We start from the raw sequence: 15,932 nt of genomic DNA, 5'->3' as shown, positions 1-15,932 counted from the left end.
GGATGCCCCTCTGTCCTTTTGCCTGAGAGTTTGGAAGCTGACCCGCATTTCGGCGGAAGCCTCGTGCCCCTTCGGCGCCGGAGCGCACCCTCGCGGGCGGTCCGGTCTCTCCAGAGTTTTTGCCGCGAGTCCTGCGTGTGGTCTTTGGGCCTGAGCGATTACGGGCGTTTGCGCCTTCGGCAGCGGTTCCGGCCCCGGAGGGCGGGACCGCTTCTCCCACGGTCTTGCCGGCGGAATTATAGCCCGGACCGGGGCCGGGACGGCCGGGGCCGACGGCCTGGCCGGACGCCGGAGACCCTGGAACGGAACGTCCCGCCCGGCATGGGCGGCGGCAATTCCTTAACATGTGCGCTCGCACCGTTCGGATCCCCCCATGTCCGTCCCGCCATTCCAGCTTCACCGGATCGACCACATCGTGCTGCGCGTGCGCGACAGCGCGCGCATGCAGGCCTTCTATTGCCAGGTGCTGGGATGCACCGTGGAGCGCAGGCAGGACGAGATCGGCCTGCTGCAGCTGCGCGCCGGGGACTCGCTGATCGACCTGGTGGACGTCGCCGGCAAGCTCGGCCGCGCCGGCGGCGCGGCGCCCGGGGCCGAGGGGCACAACCTCGACCATCTATGCCTGCGCGTGGATCCTTTCGATCACGATGCCATCCTGGCCCACCTGCATGCCCACGGCGTGGCAGTCGGCGATTTCGGCCCGCGCTACGGCGCCGAGGGCGAGGGGCCGTCGCAGTATCTGTCCGATCCAGAGGGCAACACCGTGGAACTGAAGGGCCCGCCGCAGCCGCCCGCAGCGACCCCGGCCTGAGATGACCGCCTCGACGATCCCGACGCGGCGGCTGGCGATGCTGCTGGCCGGACTGGCGATGTTCGGCCCGTTCTCCATCGACACCATCTTCCCGGCCTTTCCGCAGATCGGCGCGCAGTTCGGCGCCGACAAGCTGGTGATGCAGCAGACTATCAGCGCCTACCTGATCGCCTACGCGGCGATGAGCGTGGTGCACGGCCCGCTTTCGGACGCGCTGGGGCGGCGGCGGGTGATCCTGACCGGACTGGTGGTGTACGCATTGGCCTCGGTCGGATGCGCGCTGGCCACCGACCTGACGATGCTGCTGGCCTTTCGCGTATTGCAGGGCCTGTCGGCGGGTGTGGGCCTGATCGTCGGGCGCGCGGTGATCCGCGACGTGCTGCACGGCGACGACGCGCAGCGACTGATGAGCCAGGTGTCGATGATCTTCGGGATCGCGCCGGCGATCGCGCCGATCATCGGCGGCTGGCTGCTCGGCTGGGGACGCTGGCCGATGATCTTCTGGTTCCTGGTTGCCTTCGCGCTGCTGCTGATCGCGACCACCTCGCTGTGGCTGCCGGAAACCCATCCCAAGCCGGCGCGCCTGCCGCTGCGGCCCGGTCCGCTGCTGCGCGGCTACCTGGCGATCTTCGTCAACCCGCGCTTCCAGCGCCTGGCGGCGGCGGGCGCGTTCAACTTCGCCGCGCTGTTCCTGTACATCGCCTCGGCGCCGGCGTTCGTGCTGGACCTGCTGAAATTGAACGAGCGCCAGTTCGCCTGGTTCTTCGTGCCGATGATCGGCGGCATGATGCTCGGCGCGTTCCTGTCCGGGCGCGCGGCCGGACGGATGAGCGGCGCGCGGCTGGCGGGCATCGGCTTCGCCTGCTGCGGCGCGGCGGTGACGGCGAACATCCTCTACAGCGCCTTCGCGCCGCAACCGTCGATCCCGTGGGCGGTGCTGCCGGTGATGCTCAATTCCTTCGGCGTGGCGCTGGTCTTCCCGATCCTGACGCTGGCGATCCTGGACATGTATCCGCGCCAGCGCGGCTCGGCCTCGTCGCTGCAGGCCTTCACCGGCCTGACGATGAACGCGCTCGTGGCCGGCGTGCTGTCGCCGCTGCTCAGCGACCATGCCCTGCATCTCGCGCTCGGCGCGGGCGTGTTCGCGCTGCTCGGCTGGCTGTGCTGGCGCTGGGAGATGACGCGCAAAGGGCATCCCGCGCCGGACGTGCCCGACGAGCCGGCCGCGCTGGAACCGACCGAGCGCCTGTAGCGGCGCTTCAACGCCTGCGCGCGCGCCGCGGCTTCGCGCCGGCGCCGATGGCCGTGTCCTCGCCGCGATGCGCGTCGAACACCGCGACCACGTGCTCGACGAAGGCGCGCACCTTGGGCAGGTGCTGGCGATCGGGCGGCCACAGCAGCCAGTTCTCGGTCTCGTCCTGCGGCGACAGGACCTCGGCGAGCACCGGCTGCAGGCTGCCGTCGGCGAAGGCGCGCAGCGCCGCGTAGCGGGCGAGGGAGGCGATGCCGATGCCGGCCAGCGCCGACAGGCGCACCGCCTCGGGATCGCCCAGCACGATGGTCTGCGGCACCTCCACGCCGCAGCCGCTGGACGTCGGCGGCAGCGGCCAGGGGCGGATGCGTCCGGTGGTCGGGCTGCGATAGCGGATGCAGCGATGATCGGCCAGTGCGGCCGGGCTCGCCGGCACGCCGCGTTCGCGCAGGTAGTCGGGCGAGGCGCACAGCAGCGAGCGTTCCGTGCCGAGGCTGCGCCCGCGCAGGCCGGAATCGGGCGGGGCCACGCCGCCGCGCAGCACCAGGTCATAGCCCTCGGCCACGACGTCGACCTGGCGGCTGTCGAAATCGATGTCGAGCAGGATCTCGGGATACGCCTGCATGAAGGCGCGCAGCGAGGGCAGCACCAGGGCACGGCCGATGCCCGGCGCGAGGCTCACCTTCAGCCGTCCGCGCGGTCCGGCATCGGCCTGCGCCAGCGAGGCCTCGGCCTGCGCGATGGCATCGAGGATGCGGTCGGCGTGTTCGAGCAGCAGCAGGCCGGACTCGGTGAGGCTGAGCTTGCGCGTGGTGCGCGCGAACAGCGTCGTGCCCAGGCGACGCTCCATGCGCTGCACCGCCTTGGCCACGCCCGAGGGCGTGCCGCCCATGCGCTCGGCCGCCTTGGCGAAGCTGCCCATGCGCGCGGTCTGCACGAAGGCGGCCAGGCCGCTGCTGGCGCGATCGCCGAAGACTTCATTAAGGATGTTTTGTCTTGAATGATCCGACATGGCGGGTATTCAACCGGATATAGAGGACAAACTAGGCTGTTCGCACCTCCCGAGCAAGCCGTCGCCATGAACTGCGAAGCCGCCATTCCCCTCGATGCCCTGGCCGCCGCCGATCCCCGCGGCCGGACCGCCCCCGATCTTTTCGCGCCGGCGCGGCTGGGCAGCCTGCGCCTGCGCAACCGCCTGGTGATGTCGCCGATGCAGCAGTACCAGGGCGCCGCCGACGCCCGCGCCACCGCCCATCACGTGCACCACTACGCGCGCCGCGCGCGCGGCGGCGTCGGCCTGGTGATGGTCGAGTCCACCGCCGTCGCGCCGGAAGGACGGCTGTTCGGCGACGACATCGGCCTCTACAGCGACGCCCACGTCGCGCCGCTGCGCGCGGTGGTCGATGCGGTGCACGCCGAGGGCGCGGCGATCGCGGTGCAGCTCAGCCACGGCGGGCGCAAGTCCTTCCGCGGCACGGGCCCGCTGCTGGCGCCGAGCGCGATTGCCTTCGATGCCGGCTACGGCACGCCGCAGGCGATGTCGCAGGCGCAGATCGATGCCGCCGTCGCCGCCTACGGGCGCGCCACGCGCTACGCGCTGCAGGCCGGCTTCGACGCCATCGAACTGCATGCCGCGCACGGCTTCCTGGTGCACCAGTTCCTGTCGCCGATCGGCAACCGTCGCGACGACCGCTACGGCGGTTCCGCGCGCAACCGCGGCCGCTTCCTGCGCGAGGCGTTCGCGGCGATCCGCCGCGCGGCGGGGCCGGACTATCCATTGCTGGTGCGCGTGTCGGGCAGCGATTTCGATCCGCAAGGGCTCGCGCCCGAGGACGTGGCCGAACTGCTGCGCCCGCTGCGCGAGCTCGGCCTGCAGGCGGTGGACGTGTCGGCCGGCGGCATCTCGCCGGCCGTGCCCTACGGGATCGGCGTGGAATACCAGGTGCCGTTCGCGGCGACGATCCGCCGGGCGCTCGCGGTGCCGACCATCGCGGTCGGCCTGATCCGCGGCGCCGAGCGCGCCCAGGCGATCCTGGACGCCGGCCATGCCGACTTCATCGCCATCGGCAGGCCGTTGCTGGAGCGCCCGGACTATGCCGAGGATCTGCGGCGCGCCCGGGGCGGGCGCGCGGCGTCCTAGGGCGCCGCGCGGTCGCGCCCCGAAGGTCAGCTCTTGCCGGTCGCCGGCTTCGCCTTCGCAGGCTTCGTCGCCTGCGCGGCCTGCGGGTTCGCCGCCGGCACCGTCCAGCCGCAGGTGCGGCCCTCGTTCTGCTGCTTCAGCCAGGTCTGCAGCGGCGCGAAGTATTCGAGCATCGGCGCGGCATCGAGCTTGCCGTTGCCGGTGAGCTCGCGCATCGTCGATTGCCACGGCTGGCTGGCGCCCTTGTCGAGCATCGCCCAGAATTTCTGCCCGGCGACCTTGTTGCCGTAGAAGCTGCAGGCGTACAGCGGACCCTTGTAGCCCGAGGCGTCGCACAGCGCCTTGTAGAACTGGAACTGCAGGATGTGCGAGAGGAAGTAGCGCGTGTAGGGCGTGTTGCCGGGCACGTGGTACTTGGCGCCGGGATCGAAGAACTCCTCGCCGCGCGGCGTCGCCGGCGCCACGCCCTGGTACTGCGCCTTCAGCCGCCACCAGGCCTTGTTGTAGTCGCCGGGCTTGATCGAGCCGTCGAACACGCCCCAGCGCCAGCGGTCGATCATCAGGCCGAACGGCAGGAACGACACCTTGGCCAGGGCCATGCGCATCTGCGAGTTGATCAGCGCCTCCTGGTTCTCCTTCTGCTCGCCGACCAGGCCGATCGACTGCAGGTACCGCGGGGTCATGGCCAGCACGATGGTGTCGCCGATGGCCTCGTGGAAGCCGTCGTTGGCGCCGTTCTGGAACAGCGGCGGCTGCTTGTTGTAGGCCAGGTCGTAATAGATGTGGCCGAGCTCGTGGTAGATGGTGGTGAAGTCCTCCTCGTTCGGCTTGATGCACATCTTGGTGCGCACGTCGCCGGACATGTTCATGTCCCAGGCGCTGGCGTGGCAGACCACGTCGCGGTCGCGCGGCTTGATCAGCTGCGACTTCTCCCAGTAGCTGGCCGGCAGCTTGGGCATGCCCAGCGAGGTGTAGAAATCCTGCGCGCGCTCGGTCATGCGCCGCGCCTGGTCGAGCTGCGCGCGATGCACGATGTCGGCCTCGCGCTCGGCGGGCATGGTCTCGTTTTCCTGGATCAGCAGGTCGTTCAGGCCGGCCTGGTACTGCTTCTCCAGCGTGGCGGTGATGTTCAGGTCGCCCGCGTCCGGGAAGGGCACCAGCATCGGCCACAGGTTGCTCCAGTCCTGCTGCCACATGTTGCCCATCAGGTGCGCCGGCAGCAGGCCGCCGGCGACAGAGCCCTTGTCCGGGTACTTGGCTTCCAGCTTGGTGCGCGCGTAGCAGTGCAACTGCTCGTAGAGCGGCTTCACCTGGCCCCAGAGCCGGTCGGTCTCGGCGGCGAACTCGGTCGGCGACATGTCGTAGCCCGAGCGCCACATCTCGCCGGCGTCGGCGTAGCCCATGTCGCGCGCGCCCTCGTTGACCAGTTCGGCGAAGCGCTGGTATTCGCCGCGCATCGGCTGGGCGATGGTGTGCCAGCCCTGCCAGGCCTGCAGCTGTTCGTCGTAGTCGCGGCTGTTGCGCAGGACTTCCTCGAGGTCGCCGAGCTGGCGGCAGCTCTTGGGATCGCTCTTGTCGCGGCACCAGGTGCCGGCGCCGTACTGGCCTTCCAGGTCGGTGGCGATGGCGGTGAGTTCGGTGAGCTTGGCGGGATCCTTCGGCGGCGGCATCGAGGTGCCGAGCTTGAGCAGGTTGATGGCGCGCGCCGTGGCCGGCGACATCTTCTGTCCCTCGAAGCGCTTGGCCTGCTCCAGCCAGCGCTTGAGCTGGGTGAGGAAGCGCTCGTTGCCCTTGGCCGCCAGCAGCTTGGTGTCGTCGTTGATGTAGGTGCTCGACAGCCATTGCGAGGAGGTGAACTCCGGATACATCTCCTTGTATTCGCGGTTGACCCGGGCGATGAACTCGTCGGCGGTCTCGTCCTTGGGCACGTTGTCGGCCTGCTGGCCGGTGCGGGACGCATCCTTGCAGCCGGCGATGGCCAGCGCGCAGACGCAGGCGAGGAACGCGGCACGCAGAGGCGGGGAATGACGGCGATGGCTCACGGGCGAGTCTCGGGCACGCGCCTCGGGGGCGCAGGTGCGGGCAGGCTAGTGGGCCGGGGGAGGGATCGCAAGCCTGCGGGCGTATGGAAACCGCGTCCGATGCCGAGAGGGCATCGGATCGGCATGGCCGCTCAGGTCAGCGCCGGGTCGCTGAAGCTGGCCTGGCCGGTCTCGGCGTGGCCGGCGAGCCGGCGCAGGTAGCCGCCGTCGCTGCTGGAGGTGATGCTCAGGTCGTACCAGTGGTCGCTGCCGGCGATTTGCCAGACGTCCTCGATGCTGGCGTCGGCGCCCAGCGCGTGCGTGCGCGCGGACTCGTTGCTGTAGCGGTTGGGCTTCACGGTCAGCGTGCAGGCCGCGGCGCCCTGGTTGCGCAGCCGCAGGCGCAGGACGCCGCCGGCCGGATCGTAGGCCGCTTCCACTTCCGGCTGCGCCTTGCCGGCGCCGGCCAGCGCCACGTCGCCCTTGAATTCGCGCAGGAAACCGTTCGGGCCGAAGGCGCGCAGGTCGTACTTGCCGGCGGTGACCGCGGCCGCGCTCCAGTAGTCGGACAGCCGCTTGCCGGCTTCCACGGTGTAGAACCAGGGGCCGTCGCCGCGATTGTGCGAATAGACGTTGAAGCCGGCGCCGCCGGCGCCGTCGTTGACGAAATCGAGCCAGTACTTGCCGGCCGCCACGTCGACGCGGCCATGCACGTGCAGCGCGTAGGGCAGGGCGCAGGCGGGGCGGCGTCCGGGCTCCTGGCGCGGCATGGCCTGCTTGCTGGGCACGCGCGGCGGATCGAGCGCGCAGCTGGCGTCGGCGTTGCCGATGTGGCCGCTGGTGTCCGGCAGGGCGGGCCAGGCGCTGTCGGGATCGGCGAATTCCAGCGCCGAGGTGAGATCGCCGCACACCGCGCGCCGCCAGGCGCTGATGTTCGGCTCGACCACGCCGAAGCGCTGCTCGAGCAGGCGCAGCACCGACGTGTGGTCGAACACCTGCGAGTTGACCCAGCCGCCCTTGCTCCAGGGCGAGATCACCAGCATCGGCACGCGTACGCCCAGGCCGACCGGCACGCCCTTGTAGTTCTCGGTGGCGGTGTCGACGGTGCTCAGGCCGAGGTTGCGGTCGATCGCCGGCAGGTGCGGCGCGGCATGGTCGAAGAAGCCGCCGTTCTCATCGTAGTTGACGATGAACACCGTCTTCGACCAGACCTCGGGATGGGCGGCCAGCGTCTCCAGCAGCCGCGCGGTCAGCGATTCGCCGTAGGCGGGCGTGGCCGCCGGATGCTCGCTCATGATGTACGAGGGCACGATCCAGGACACCGCCGGCAGCGTGCCGTTGCGCACGTCCTCGGCGAAGGCGGCGATCAGGTGTTCGCCGCGTGAGGTGTCCTTGTTGCCGGCGTTGGACCCGGGCACCACGGCGCGGCCGCGCCGGTAGAGTTCGGAGGCGGTGTCGAGCTTGCGGAAGTTCCTGAAGTAGGCGAGCGAGTTGTCGCCGTAGTTGTCGTACTCCTGGTACACCTTCCAGGCCACGCCGGCCGCCTGCAGGCGCTCGGCGTAGGTGGACCAGGCGTGGCCGGCGAAGTCCGGGTTGTCCTTGCCCATGTCCCCGGTCCAGTTGCCGTCGTCGGCGTTGTTGACGGCTTGCGGACCGTAGTCGCCGACGGTCATGCCGCTGGTGCCGGTGAACAGGTGCATGCGGTTGGGGTTGGTGGGGCCGTGGTGCGAGCAGTAGTAGGCGTCGCAGATCGTGAACGCGTCGGCCAGGGCGTAGTAGAACGGCAGGTCGGCGCGGGTGAAGTGCCCCATGCAGAACTTGCCCTTGACCTGGATCCAGGCGTCGTAGTTCTTCCACAGCGCATGCGATCCCTTCCAGCTGTGGTCGATGTCGGCCAGGCACTGCGCCGCGGTCTTGTCGGTGTCCAGGCGGAACGGCAGCGTGGTGCTCTTGCTGCCGATGCGGTTGGGCTGTTCCCAGACGCTCTTGCCGCCGGGCAGCGGGATCGGGCGCGGATCGCCGAAGCCGCGCACGCCGCGCAGCGCCCCGAAGTAGTGGTCGAAGGAGCGGTTCTCCTGCATCAGGATCACCACGTGCTGCACGTCGTTGAGCGTGCCGGTGACGCGCGCGGCGGGCACCGCCAGCGCATCGCGGATCACCTGCGGCAGCAGGTGCATGCCGGCCGCGGCACCGGCCGAAGTCGCCGCCAGTTTCAGGAAATGACGCCGTTGCTCGGAAACCATGGGCGGTGCCTTTCGGGAGACTAGGCGCCGAGTCTAACCGGACATCATGACATTGCGTCGGGATTCTGCGGCCTGCGCCCGTGACGTGCGGCGCATGCGGCGCTATGCGGTTGCAGCATCAGTGCGCGCGCGCCGCCGCGCGCTGTGGGATCAGCGCGACCAGGACCACGATCGCGATGAGCAGCGTCGTGGTGGCGGGATACAGGCCCAGTTCCAGGCCGCCCTTGGCGACCGGCTTGTCGAGAAAATCGCCGACCACGGCGCCGAGCGGCCGCGTCAGCACGAACGCCGCCCAGAACAGGGCGGTACGCGGCAGCTTTGTCCACAGCGCCGCTGTCGCGATCAGCGCCAGCGCGCCGCCGAAGATCGCGGCCCCGCCGAGATAGCCCAGGCCCGGGATGCCGGCGGTCCAGTCGCCGAGCGCGGTGCCAAGCGTCTGCGACAGCATGATCGTCAGCCAGTAGAACGCTTCGGATTTCGGCGTTGCGACCGTGCCCGGATCGATCGAGCCCAGCGAGCGGTGCCATGCCGCGAGCGACAGGCCGAGCAGCGCCAGGACGACGAGCGTTCCGCCGGGATACCCGATGCCGAGCGAACGGTCGACGAAATCCGCCAGCGTGGTTCCGACGGTGGTCGAGGCCACGATCGCGGCCCAATAGAATCCGGCGCGGTAGGACGTGGTCGCGATCTGCGCGTTGACCGCGACCAGGAAGATCGCCATGAAGATGGCGGTGGAGACGAGATAGCCCAGGCCCAGTGCCATCGAAACCGAGTCGCCGCCGGTTTCGCCGAGTGTCGTCGCGACGATCTTGATGACCCAGAACCCCAGCGTGACCGCCGGAACCTTGGCGGCGCCTTCGGCGTTCGCCCCGCGCGGCGGCGCGGGAATGCGGGCCGTGCGATTCACCTGGCTGTCGCCGTCGCGCCAGGCGCGCCCGGTGCCCTGCGGCACGAACGGAACAGGTCGAGGCTGGCGTCGTACAGGCGCGTGCGTACGTCCATCAGGCCGAGGATCGACGGGAACAGATTGTCGTGGCTGGCGGGCGCGGCCGCCGCTGCGCGCAGGCAGGCGAGGTCGAGGCCGTCTGCCCGCGCGAACCCCGGCGAGAACCACATCGCCATCGGCACGTGGGTCTGCTCCTGCGGCGCGATCGCGTAGGGCACGCCGTGCAGGAACAGCCCCTTCTCGCCGAGCGACTCGCCGTGGTCGGAGACGTAGATCAGCGCGGTGTCGTAGGCCTCCTGTTTCCTCAGGAATGCGATCGTCTGGTCGATGAAGTGGTCCGTGTACAGCAGGGCATTGTCGTAGCTGTTGACGATCTGCTCGCGCGAGCAGTCGCCGAGTTCGTCGGTGTCGCAGGTGGGCACGAAGCGGCGGAACCGCTGCGGGTAGCGCTGGAAGTACGCCGGGCCGTGGTTGCCCAGCCCGTGCAGCACCACGATGCGGTCGCGGCCGTCCGGCGCGATGCGCGCGGCCAGGCCCTGCAGCAGGATCTCGTCGAAGCAGCGCTTGCCGTTGCACAGCTGCGGGTCCTTGGCGTCGGCGACCGACTCGAACGGCAGGCCGTCGCACACGCCCTTGCAGCCGGTCTGGTTGTCGCGCCAGAGCGTGTCCACGCCGGCGCGCTGCAGCACGTGCAGCAGGGACTGGTGGCGGCGGATCGTGTTCTCGTCGTAGTCGTGGCGGCCCCAGGGCGAGAACAGGCAGGGCACCGAGACTTCGGTGCTGGTGCCGCAGGAATCGGTGCGCGGGAAATTGATCAGGTCCGGCAGCGCGGCCAGCTCCGGCGTGGTCTGCCGCGCGTAGCCGTTGAGTCCCCAGTTGGCGGCGCGCGCGGTTTCCCCGAGCACGAAGACCAGCAGGCGCGGCTTGCCGCCGGGCAGGCGCGGCGCCTGCATCGCGTCCTCGCCGATCGGTTGCAGCGGGGCGTGCGCCTGCTGCTCGTCGGTGGCCAGCACCCTGGCCAGGGAGACGATGTAGTTGGAAGGCGTGACCAGGTAACGCACCTCGCGCTGGTTGCGGATCAGCGCGGACAGGTCCTTGAACGCGAACATCGCGCCGGCGGCGCCGACCAGCAGCATGGCCGCCAGGAACCCGGCGCGCACCGCCAGCGCGCGCGTCCATGTCCGCCTGGCGAACCGCAGCCGCCACAGCAGCAGCGTGGGCGCGACGCCGAGCAGCAACAGGTAGGGCAGCAGCCCCGGCACGATCAGCTCGCCCGCCTCTCGGGTTTCGGTGTGCACCACGTTGCGGATCATGTCCGCGTCGAGGTAGATGTTGTAGGCGGTCATGTAATAGGCGGCGCAGGCGCTGACCAGCAGCAGCACGGTCAGCACCGGCTTGGCGGTCCAGCGCGTGAACGCCAGCCCCAGCAGGAAGGCCTGCAGCGCCCAGATCAGCACCACCAGCGCGGCGATCAGGCGCCAGGAGGCATCGAGCTGGACGACGATCGCGCGCCAGAAGGCGATGTTGTAGCAGGCCAGGAAGAACGCGCTGGCCAGCATCGCCAGCACTTCCAGGCTCAGCGTGGGGCGCAGCGCGATCCAGCCCGGCAGGGACCATTGCCGCGCCGGCGCCTGGCGGGGCAGGGCATTCATCGCGCCACGCTCCGGCCGGCCCCGGCGGACGATGCGGCCAGGGCGTTGCGCCGCGCGGCCAGCGCCGCGCGCGCCAGCGACCAGCGGATGCTCGCCCGGTGCAGCAGCAGCGCCACCAGCCAGCACAGCATCAGCGACCAGACGTCGTGGGAGAGGAAGTGCGCGCCGCGCAACTGCTGCGAGACGCCGAACACCAGTCCGGCGGCGAGGCCGATGCCCAGGCCGTACCAGCGCCAGTCGCGGCGCGTGCTCAGGAAGAAGAAATACAGCGCGACCCAAGCATAGCCGGCGCTGGCATGGCCGGCGGGGAAGCAGCCGCTGGCATGCAGCCAGGCCGGACGCGCCTCGAAGAGGCCGAGATAGGGGCGCGTGCCGCCGTAGGCGGCCAGGTCCCAGGGGCAGTCGACTTGCAGCCGGTGCTTGAGCACGGAGACCAGCAGCGTGGAAAGCAGCACCGACAGCGCCAGGCAGGCCAGCGGGCGGCGCAGGCGCGTCCGGTCCGGCCTGCGCCAGACGGCTGCCAGGCAGGCCAGTACCCCGATCCATGCCAGGGCGCTCAGGCGCTTGCCGCCCTCATGGATGATGCCGGAGGTGAGCATGGCGTCCTGCAGCGCCCAGCGATGGCCCTGCCAGGCGAACAGGCGGTCGGCCAGCCAGCGGTCGCCGCCCAGGCCGAGCAGCACGACATTGGCGGCCACGAACGCGGCCAGGGGCAGCAACAGTTGCGGGACGAACCAGGCCGGCGGCTGCCAGGCCGGCGCCGCGCCGGCGATGCCGCGGTACCGTGCCGCCGGCAGCAGGGGAAGGGACCTCGCGCTCGGCAAGGAAGGGATGGGTTCGGACACGCTCGCGGACTCTGTCACCGGCTTCGACGCGGCGGCATGGTGTGGCCGGCGCTGTCGGAGAGCGGTCGGAACGGCGTTGCCCGGGCGTTAAATCCGGATGCGCGCGGGCCGCGGACACCGGGCATTCAGTCGGCGGTGTGCGAACATGGCCTCCCACGTTTTTTCGACATGCGCCATGCACAGTACGCGGGCTCGGGAAGGACGGCCGCGGGCCGGTCGGGAGGTGCCCTGCCATGCGGCTGCTGGTCGTTGAAGATAACAAGAACCTGGTCGCCAACCTGTTCGACTACTTCGAGGCGCGCGGGCATACCCTCGACGCCGCGCCCGACGGCGTGACCGGCCTGCACCTGGCGGTCACCCAGGCCTACGATGCGGCGATCCTGGACTGGATGCTGCCGCGCATCGACGGCCAGGAGGTCCTGCGCCGCCTGCGCGACGAGCACGGCAGCGGCCTGCCGGTGCTGATGCTCACCGCGCGCGACGAACTGCCCGACAAGATCGCCGGTTTCCGCGCCGGCGCCGACGACTACCTGACCAAGCCTTTCGCGCTCCCCGAACTGGAGGTGCGGCTGGAGGCGCTGGTCGCGCGCGCGCTCGGGCGCGGCCGCAGCCGCACGCTGGAAGTCGACGACCTGCGGCTCGACCTGGCCACGCTCGAGGCCACGCGCGCCGGCCGGCCGCTGCACCTGTACCCGGCCTGTCGCAAGCTGCTGGAGACGCTGATGAAGGCGAGCCCGGCGGTGGTGACGCGCGAACAGCTCGAATACGCGCTCTGGGGCGACGATCCGCCCGACCGCGACATGCTGCGTTCCCACATCTACGAGCTGCGGCGCAGCGTCGACGGGCCGTTCGAGGCGAAACTGATCCAGACCCTGCCGCGGGTCGGCTACCGGCTGGCGCCGGGCGGCGCGGGGGAGGCCGGCGGTGCGTAGGGCGAGCCTGCAGCTGCGCATCACCGTCGGCGTGATCGTCTACATGCTGCTGCTGTCGCTGGCGGTGGTCTACCACGGCAACACCGTCAACGAGCGCGCGGAAAGACTGTTGTGGCGCTCGCTGCTGCAGTCGGAACTGGACCATTACCTCGCCCGGCACCGCGAGGATCCGGACTACCACTGGCGCGACACGGAGGATGTCACGCTCTACGACAGCGCCGAACCGAGGGCGTTGCCGCCGCGCATCGCCGGGCTGGCGCCCGGCTTGCACGACGAGATCAAGGTCGACGGCCGCGAGCGCGTGGTGCTGGTCAAGGACGTGGAAGGCCGGCGCTTCGTGGTCGCGCTGGACATCACCGGCTTCGAGGACGAGGAGCGCCACCTGACCACGCTGATGGTGGGCTCGGCGCTGGGCGGTCTGCTGGTGGCGGGCATCCTCGTCGCCTGGGGGTTGCGCCGCATGACCAAGCCGCTGGCCACGCTCGCCTCGGACATCGCGGCGCTGCAGCCCGATCGCCCCGCGCAGCGCATCGCCCCCGGCCGGCGCGCCAGTTCCGAGCTGGTGGTGATCGCCGACGCGGTCAACGGCTACGTCGAGCGCAATGCGCGCTTCGTCGAGCGCGAGCGCGCCTTCATCGACAGCGCCAGCCACGAGCTGCGCACGCCGATCGCGGTGATCGCCGGCGCCAGCGAAATCGCGCTGGAGCAGCTGGCACCCGGCCAGGCCGGCGCGCCGGCGGCCACCCGCCAGCAGCTGCAGCGCATCCTGCACACCGCGCGCGGCGTGGAGCAGCTGATCTCCCTGCTGCTGGTGCTCGCGAAGGACCCGCAGCGCCTGGCGCGCAGCAGCGACCGCTTCCGCCTGGACCAGCTGCTCCCGGAGATCGTCGAGGACCATCGCCACCTGTGCGCGGACAAGAACCTGACGCTGGAACTGGCGCCGCTGCCGCCGTGCGAGGTGATCGCGCCGCTGGCGATCGTGCAGGCGGCCGTGGGCAACCTGCTGCGCAACGCCATCGAGAACAGCGACCGCGGCAGCGTGGCGATCGCGCTGCTGCCCGGCGCGGTGGTGGTGATCGACGATCCCGGGCACGGCATGACGCCCGAGGAGATCAGCGCGATCTACGCGCGCATGGCGCGCGGCGGCGGACGCGAGGGCAGCGGCATCGGCCTGGAACTGATCGCGCGGCTGTGCGAGCACCTGGGCTGGCACCTGCGGATCGCGCCGCGCGCCGAGCGGGGCACGCGGGTCACCCTCGATCTGGGACGCGCGCTGGCGCGCGGCGGCGAAGGGCCGGCGGGCGGCTAGGCTAGCGCGGTATCGGCCGGCGGCGGCAGCAGGTCGCGCCGCTGCAGCCACAGCCGGGCGTCCTCGGCGTCCTGTTCGAACCAGGCGCGGGTCGAGCCCAGGCGGAAGGAATATCCCCAGGCGTCCATGTCGCGCATCAGCCGCGCGCTGCCGACGCCGGGCAGGGCGTCGGCGAGCACGATCTGCAGATAGCAGGTGGCGTCCTCTTCCTCGACCGAGTCGGTGGCGTCGGTATGCACCGCGGCGCGCCGCGGCGCCGGCAGCACGATCAGGTGGCAGGCCTCGTGCAGCAGCGAATGCACGGGCGTGTCCTCGCGCGCGTACACGGTGGCGCCGATCACGCCGGCCTCGGGATCGCCCCAATAGCTGCCGGGGATGGGCGCATCGGCGGCGACCTGTTGCAGCTGCAGGCCATGCCGCGCGAGCAGCGCCCGCGCGGACGCGACGGTGATGTCGCGCAGGCGCAGCACCTCGCGGGCATCCGGGTCCGCGGCGGCCGGGCCGGCAATGTCCGCGCCGGAGGCATGCGGATTCGGAGCGGGATGCGTCGGGGTTCGCATGCGATATGCGCGGATTCTGGCGAGGCGGCGGCGCGGCCGAGGGGCGGTGGCCGCACCGAAGGTCGGAAAAGGCGCCGCCGGCCGGCTTACGGGGAGGCCGGGACGCGCTCGTCCGGAAGCGCCACCGAGATGTCGAGCACGTCGTGCTCGCCCTCCTTGACCAGGTCGACCTTGACCGCGTCGACGTCGATGCTGACGTACTTGCGGATCACTTCCAGCAGTTCGCGCTGCAGCAGCGGCAGGTAGTCGGGGCCGCCGCGGCGCGTGCGTTCCTGCGCGACGATGATGCGCAGGCGCTCCTTGGCGATGGTCGCGGTGTTCTTCTTGGTCTTGAGGAAGTCGAACAGTCCCATGCTCAACCCCCGAAGAGCTTGCTGAAGAAGCCCTTCTTCTCGTACTGGGTGAAGCGCATCGGGCGGTTTTCGCCGAGCAGGCGGGCGACGGCGTCGTCGTAGGCCTGGCCGGCGTTGGACGCCGGGTCGAGGATCACCGGCTCGCCCTTGTTGGAGGCATTGAGCACGTCGCCGGATTCGGGGATCACCCCGATCGTCTTCAGGCCCAGCACTTCCTCCACGTCCTTGACCGAGAGCATCTCGCCGTTCTCCACGCGCTCGGGGTTGTAGCGCGTGAGCAGCAGGTTGGCCTTGGGCGACTCGCCGGCCTCGGCCTTGCGGGTCTTGGAGTCGAGCAGGCCGAGGATGCGGTCGGAGTCGCGCACGCTGGAGACTTCCGGGTTCACCACCACGATCGCCTGGTCGGCGAAGTACATGGCCAGGAAAGCGCCCTTCTCGATGCCGGCCGGGGAGTCGCAGACGATGAAGTCGAAGCCCTCGTCGGCCAGTTCCTTCAACACCTTCTCCACGCCCTCCTTGGTCAGCGCGTCCTTGTCGCGGGTCTGCGAGGCCGCCAGGATGTACAGGTTCTCGAAGCGCTTGTCCTTGATCAGCGCCTGCTTCAGCGAGGCCTCGCCCTGGGTGACGTTGACGAAGTCGTACACCACGCGCCGCTCGCAGCCCATGATCAGGTCGAGGTTGCGCAGGCCGACGTCGAAGTCGATGACCGCGACCTTCTTGCCATGGCGCGCGAGTCCGCTGGCCAGGCTGGCGCTGGTGGTGGTCTTGCCGACGCCGCCCTTGCCGGACGTGACTACGATGATTTCTGCCAAAGCCCTATCTCCTGTTGATCGAGGCGCCGCTGCCGTTCGAGGGGTTCGCGCCGGGA

At 70.4% G+C, this 15,932-nt stretch carries 14 protein-coding genes and 2 riboswitches; of the genes, 5 read left to right on the top strand and 9 right to left on the bottom strand.

Annotated features, from left to right (window positions below; all coding sequences use genetic code 11):
• A riboswitch (glycine riboswitch) is annotated at window positions 1–124 on the bottom strand.
• A gap of 4 nt (window positions 125–128) precedes the next feature.
• Window positions 129–229: riboswitch (glycine riboswitch) on the bottom strand.
• A gap of 144 nt (window positions 230–373) precedes the next feature.
• The gene (locus MD221_RS05080) at window positions 374–811 is read left to right on the top strand and encodes a VOC family protein (protein ID WP_242108257.1); all 438 of its coding nucleotides are present in this window, start codon (window positions 374–376) and stop codon (window positions 809–811) included.
• A gap of 1 nt (window position 812) precedes the next feature.
• A complete protein-coding gene (locus tag MD221_RS05075; RefSeq protein ID WP_242108256.1) occupies window positions 813–2,063 on the top strand; it encodes a multidrug effflux MFS transporter in 1,251 nt (416 codons plus the stop codon).
• A 7-nt stretch (window positions 2,064–2,070) separates the two neighbouring features.
• On the opposite strand, the gene MD221_RS05070 is transcribed toward MD221_RS05075, so the two are convergent.
• A complete protein-coding gene (locus MD221_RS05070) occupies window positions 2,071–3,075 on the bottom strand; it encodes a LysR family transcriptional regulator (RefSeq protein ID WP_242108254.1) in 1,005 nt (334 codons plus the stop codon).
• A 66-nt stretch (window positions 3,076–3,141) separates the two neighbouring features.
• On the opposite strand from MD221_RS05070, the gene MD221_RS05065 reads away from it, so the two are divergent.
• On the top strand, window positions 3,142–4,203 hold the full coding sequence (locus MD221_RS05065) for an oxidoreductase (RefSeq protein WP_242108253.1): 1,062 nt from the start codon (window positions 3,142–3,144) through the stop codon (window positions 4,201–4,203).
• 26 nt (window positions 4,204–4,229) lie between these two features.
• Here the strand turns inward: MD221_RS05065 and MD221_RS05060 are convergent, their stop codons facing one another.
• From MD221_RS05060 to MD221_RS05040, 5 genes are all read right to left on the bottom strand, one after another.
• Window positions 4,230–6,245: a M2 family metallopeptidase gene (locus MD221_RS05060; protein ID WP_425602203.1), complete on the bottom strand. Its 2,016-nt coding sequence runs from the start codon at window positions 6,243–6,245 to the stop codon at window positions 4,230–4,232.
• Window positions 6,246–6,376: 131 nt separating this feature from the next.
• Window positions 6,377–8,467: a phosphocholine-specific phospholipase C gene (locus tag MD221_RS05055; protein WP_242108251.1), complete on the bottom strand. Its 2,091-nt coding sequence runs from the start codon at window positions 8,465–8,467 to the stop codon at window positions 6,377–6,379.
• A 118-nt stretch (window positions 8,468–8,585) separates the two neighbouring features.
• The gene (locus MD221_RS05050; protein WP_242108249.1) at window positions 8,586–9,419 is read right to left on the bottom strand and encodes a COG4705 family protein; all 834 of its coding nucleotides are present in this window, start codon (window positions 9,417–9,419) and stop codon (window positions 8,586–8,588) included.
• Window positions 9,371–11,065 carry a phosphoethanolamine transferase gene (locus MD221_RS05045; protein ID WP_242108247.1) on the bottom strand — a complete coding sequence of 565 codons (1,695 nt, stop codon included), beginning with the start codon at window positions 11,063–11,065 and terminating at the stop codon, window positions 9,371–9,373. The genes MD221_RS05050 and MD221_RS05045 overlap by 49 nt, the downstream gene beginning before the upstream one ends.
• Window positions 11,062–11,910 (bottom strand): phosphatase PAP2 family protein, encoded by an 849-nt coding sequence (locus MD221_RS05040; RefSeq protein ID WP_242108244.1) that lies wholly within the window; start codon window positions 11,908–11,910, stop codon window positions 11,062–11,064. The genes MD221_RS05045 and MD221_RS05040 overlap by 4 nt, the downstream gene beginning before the upstream one ends.
• Window positions 11,911–12,143: 233 nt before the next feature.
• Between MD221_RS05040 and MD221_RS05035 the strand changes: the two genes are divergently transcribed.
• Entirely contained in the window at window positions 12,144–12,842 is a 699-nt protein-coding gene (locus MD221_RS05035; RefSeq protein WP_242108243.1) for a response regulator transcription factor, read from the top strand.
• Between the two features lie 43 nt (window positions 12,843–12,885).
• Window positions 12,886–14,151 carry a sensor histidine kinase gene (locus tag MD221_RS05030; protein ID WP_242108593.1) on the top strand — a complete coding sequence of 422 codons (1,266 nt, stop codon included), beginning with the start codon at window positions 12,886–12,888 and terminating at the stop codon, window positions 14,149–14,151.
• On the opposite strand, the gene MD221_RS05025 is transcribed toward MD221_RS05030, so the two are convergent.
• The 3 genes from MD221_RS05025 to minD form a co-directional block, all read right to left on the bottom strand.
• Window positions 14,148–14,660 carry a hypothetical protein gene (locus MD221_RS05025; protein ID WP_242108592.1) on the bottom strand — a complete coding sequence of 171 codons (513 nt, stop codon included), beginning with the start codon at window positions 14,658–14,660 and terminating at the stop codon, window positions 14,148–14,150. The genes MD221_RS05030 and MD221_RS05025 overlap by 4 nt on opposite strands.
• A 137-nt stretch (window positions 14,661–14,797) precedes the next feature.
• Entirely contained in the window at window positions 14,798–15,064 is a 267-nt protein-coding gene (gene minE / locus MD221_RS05020) for a cell division topological specificity factor MinE (RefSeq protein WP_242108242.1), read from the bottom strand.
• A gap of 2 nt (window positions 15,065–15,066) precedes the next feature.
• Window positions 15,067–15,876: a septum site-determining protein MinD gene (minD, locus tag MD221_RS05015; protein ID WP_242108241.1), complete on the bottom strand. Its 810-nt coding sequence runs from the start codon at window positions 15,874–15,876 to the stop codon at window positions 15,067–15,069.
• Window positions 15,877–15,932: the final 56 nt, after the last annotated feature.

Origin of the sequence: Luteimonas aquatica, from assembly GCF_022662575.1 — a bacterium.
GTDB lineage: Bacteria > Pseudomonadota > Gammaproteobacteria > Xanthomonadales > Xanthomonadaceae > Luteimonas > Luteimonas aquatica.
Note: the sequence above shows the minus strand (reverse complement) of the source record. Positions and strands in the feature narration are given on the sequence as shown.

Coding starts and splice junctions, on each gene's coding strand:
- MD221_RS05045 (WP_242108247.1), bottom strand. CDS start 11,065: ATGAATGCCCTGCCCCGCCAGGCGCCGGCGCGGCAATGGTCCCTGCCG.
- MD221_RS05065 (WP_242108253.1), top strand. CDS start 3,142: ATGAACTGCGAAGCCGCCATTCCCCTCGATGCCCTGGCCGCCGCCGAT.
- MD221_RS05075 (WP_242108256.1), top strand. CDS start 813: ATGACCGCCTCGACGATCCCGACGCGGCGGCTGGCGATGCTGCTGGCC.
- MD221_RS05080 (WP_242108257.1), top strand. CDS start 374: ATGTCCGTCCCGCCATTCCAGCTTCACCGGATCGACCACATCGTGCTG.
- MD221_RS05070 (WP_242108254.1), bottom strand. CDS start 3,075: ATGTCGGATCATTCAAGACAAAACATCCTTAATGAAGTCTTCGGCGAT.
- MD221_RS05035 (WP_242108243.1), top strand. CDS start 12,144: ATGCGGCTGCTGGTCGTTGAAGATAACAAGAACCTGGTCGCCAACCTG.
- MD221_RS05030 (WP_242108593.1), top strand. CDS start 12,886: ATGCTGCTGCTGTCGCTGGCGGTGGTCTACCACGGCAACACCGTCAAC.
- MD221_RS05055 (WP_242108251.1), bottom strand. CDS start 8,467: ATGGTTTCCGAGCAACGGCGTCATTTCCTGAAACTGGCGGCGACTTCG.
- minE (WP_242108242.1), bottom strand. CDS start 15,064: ATGGGACTGTTCGACTTCCTCAAGACCAAGAAGAACACCGCGACCATC.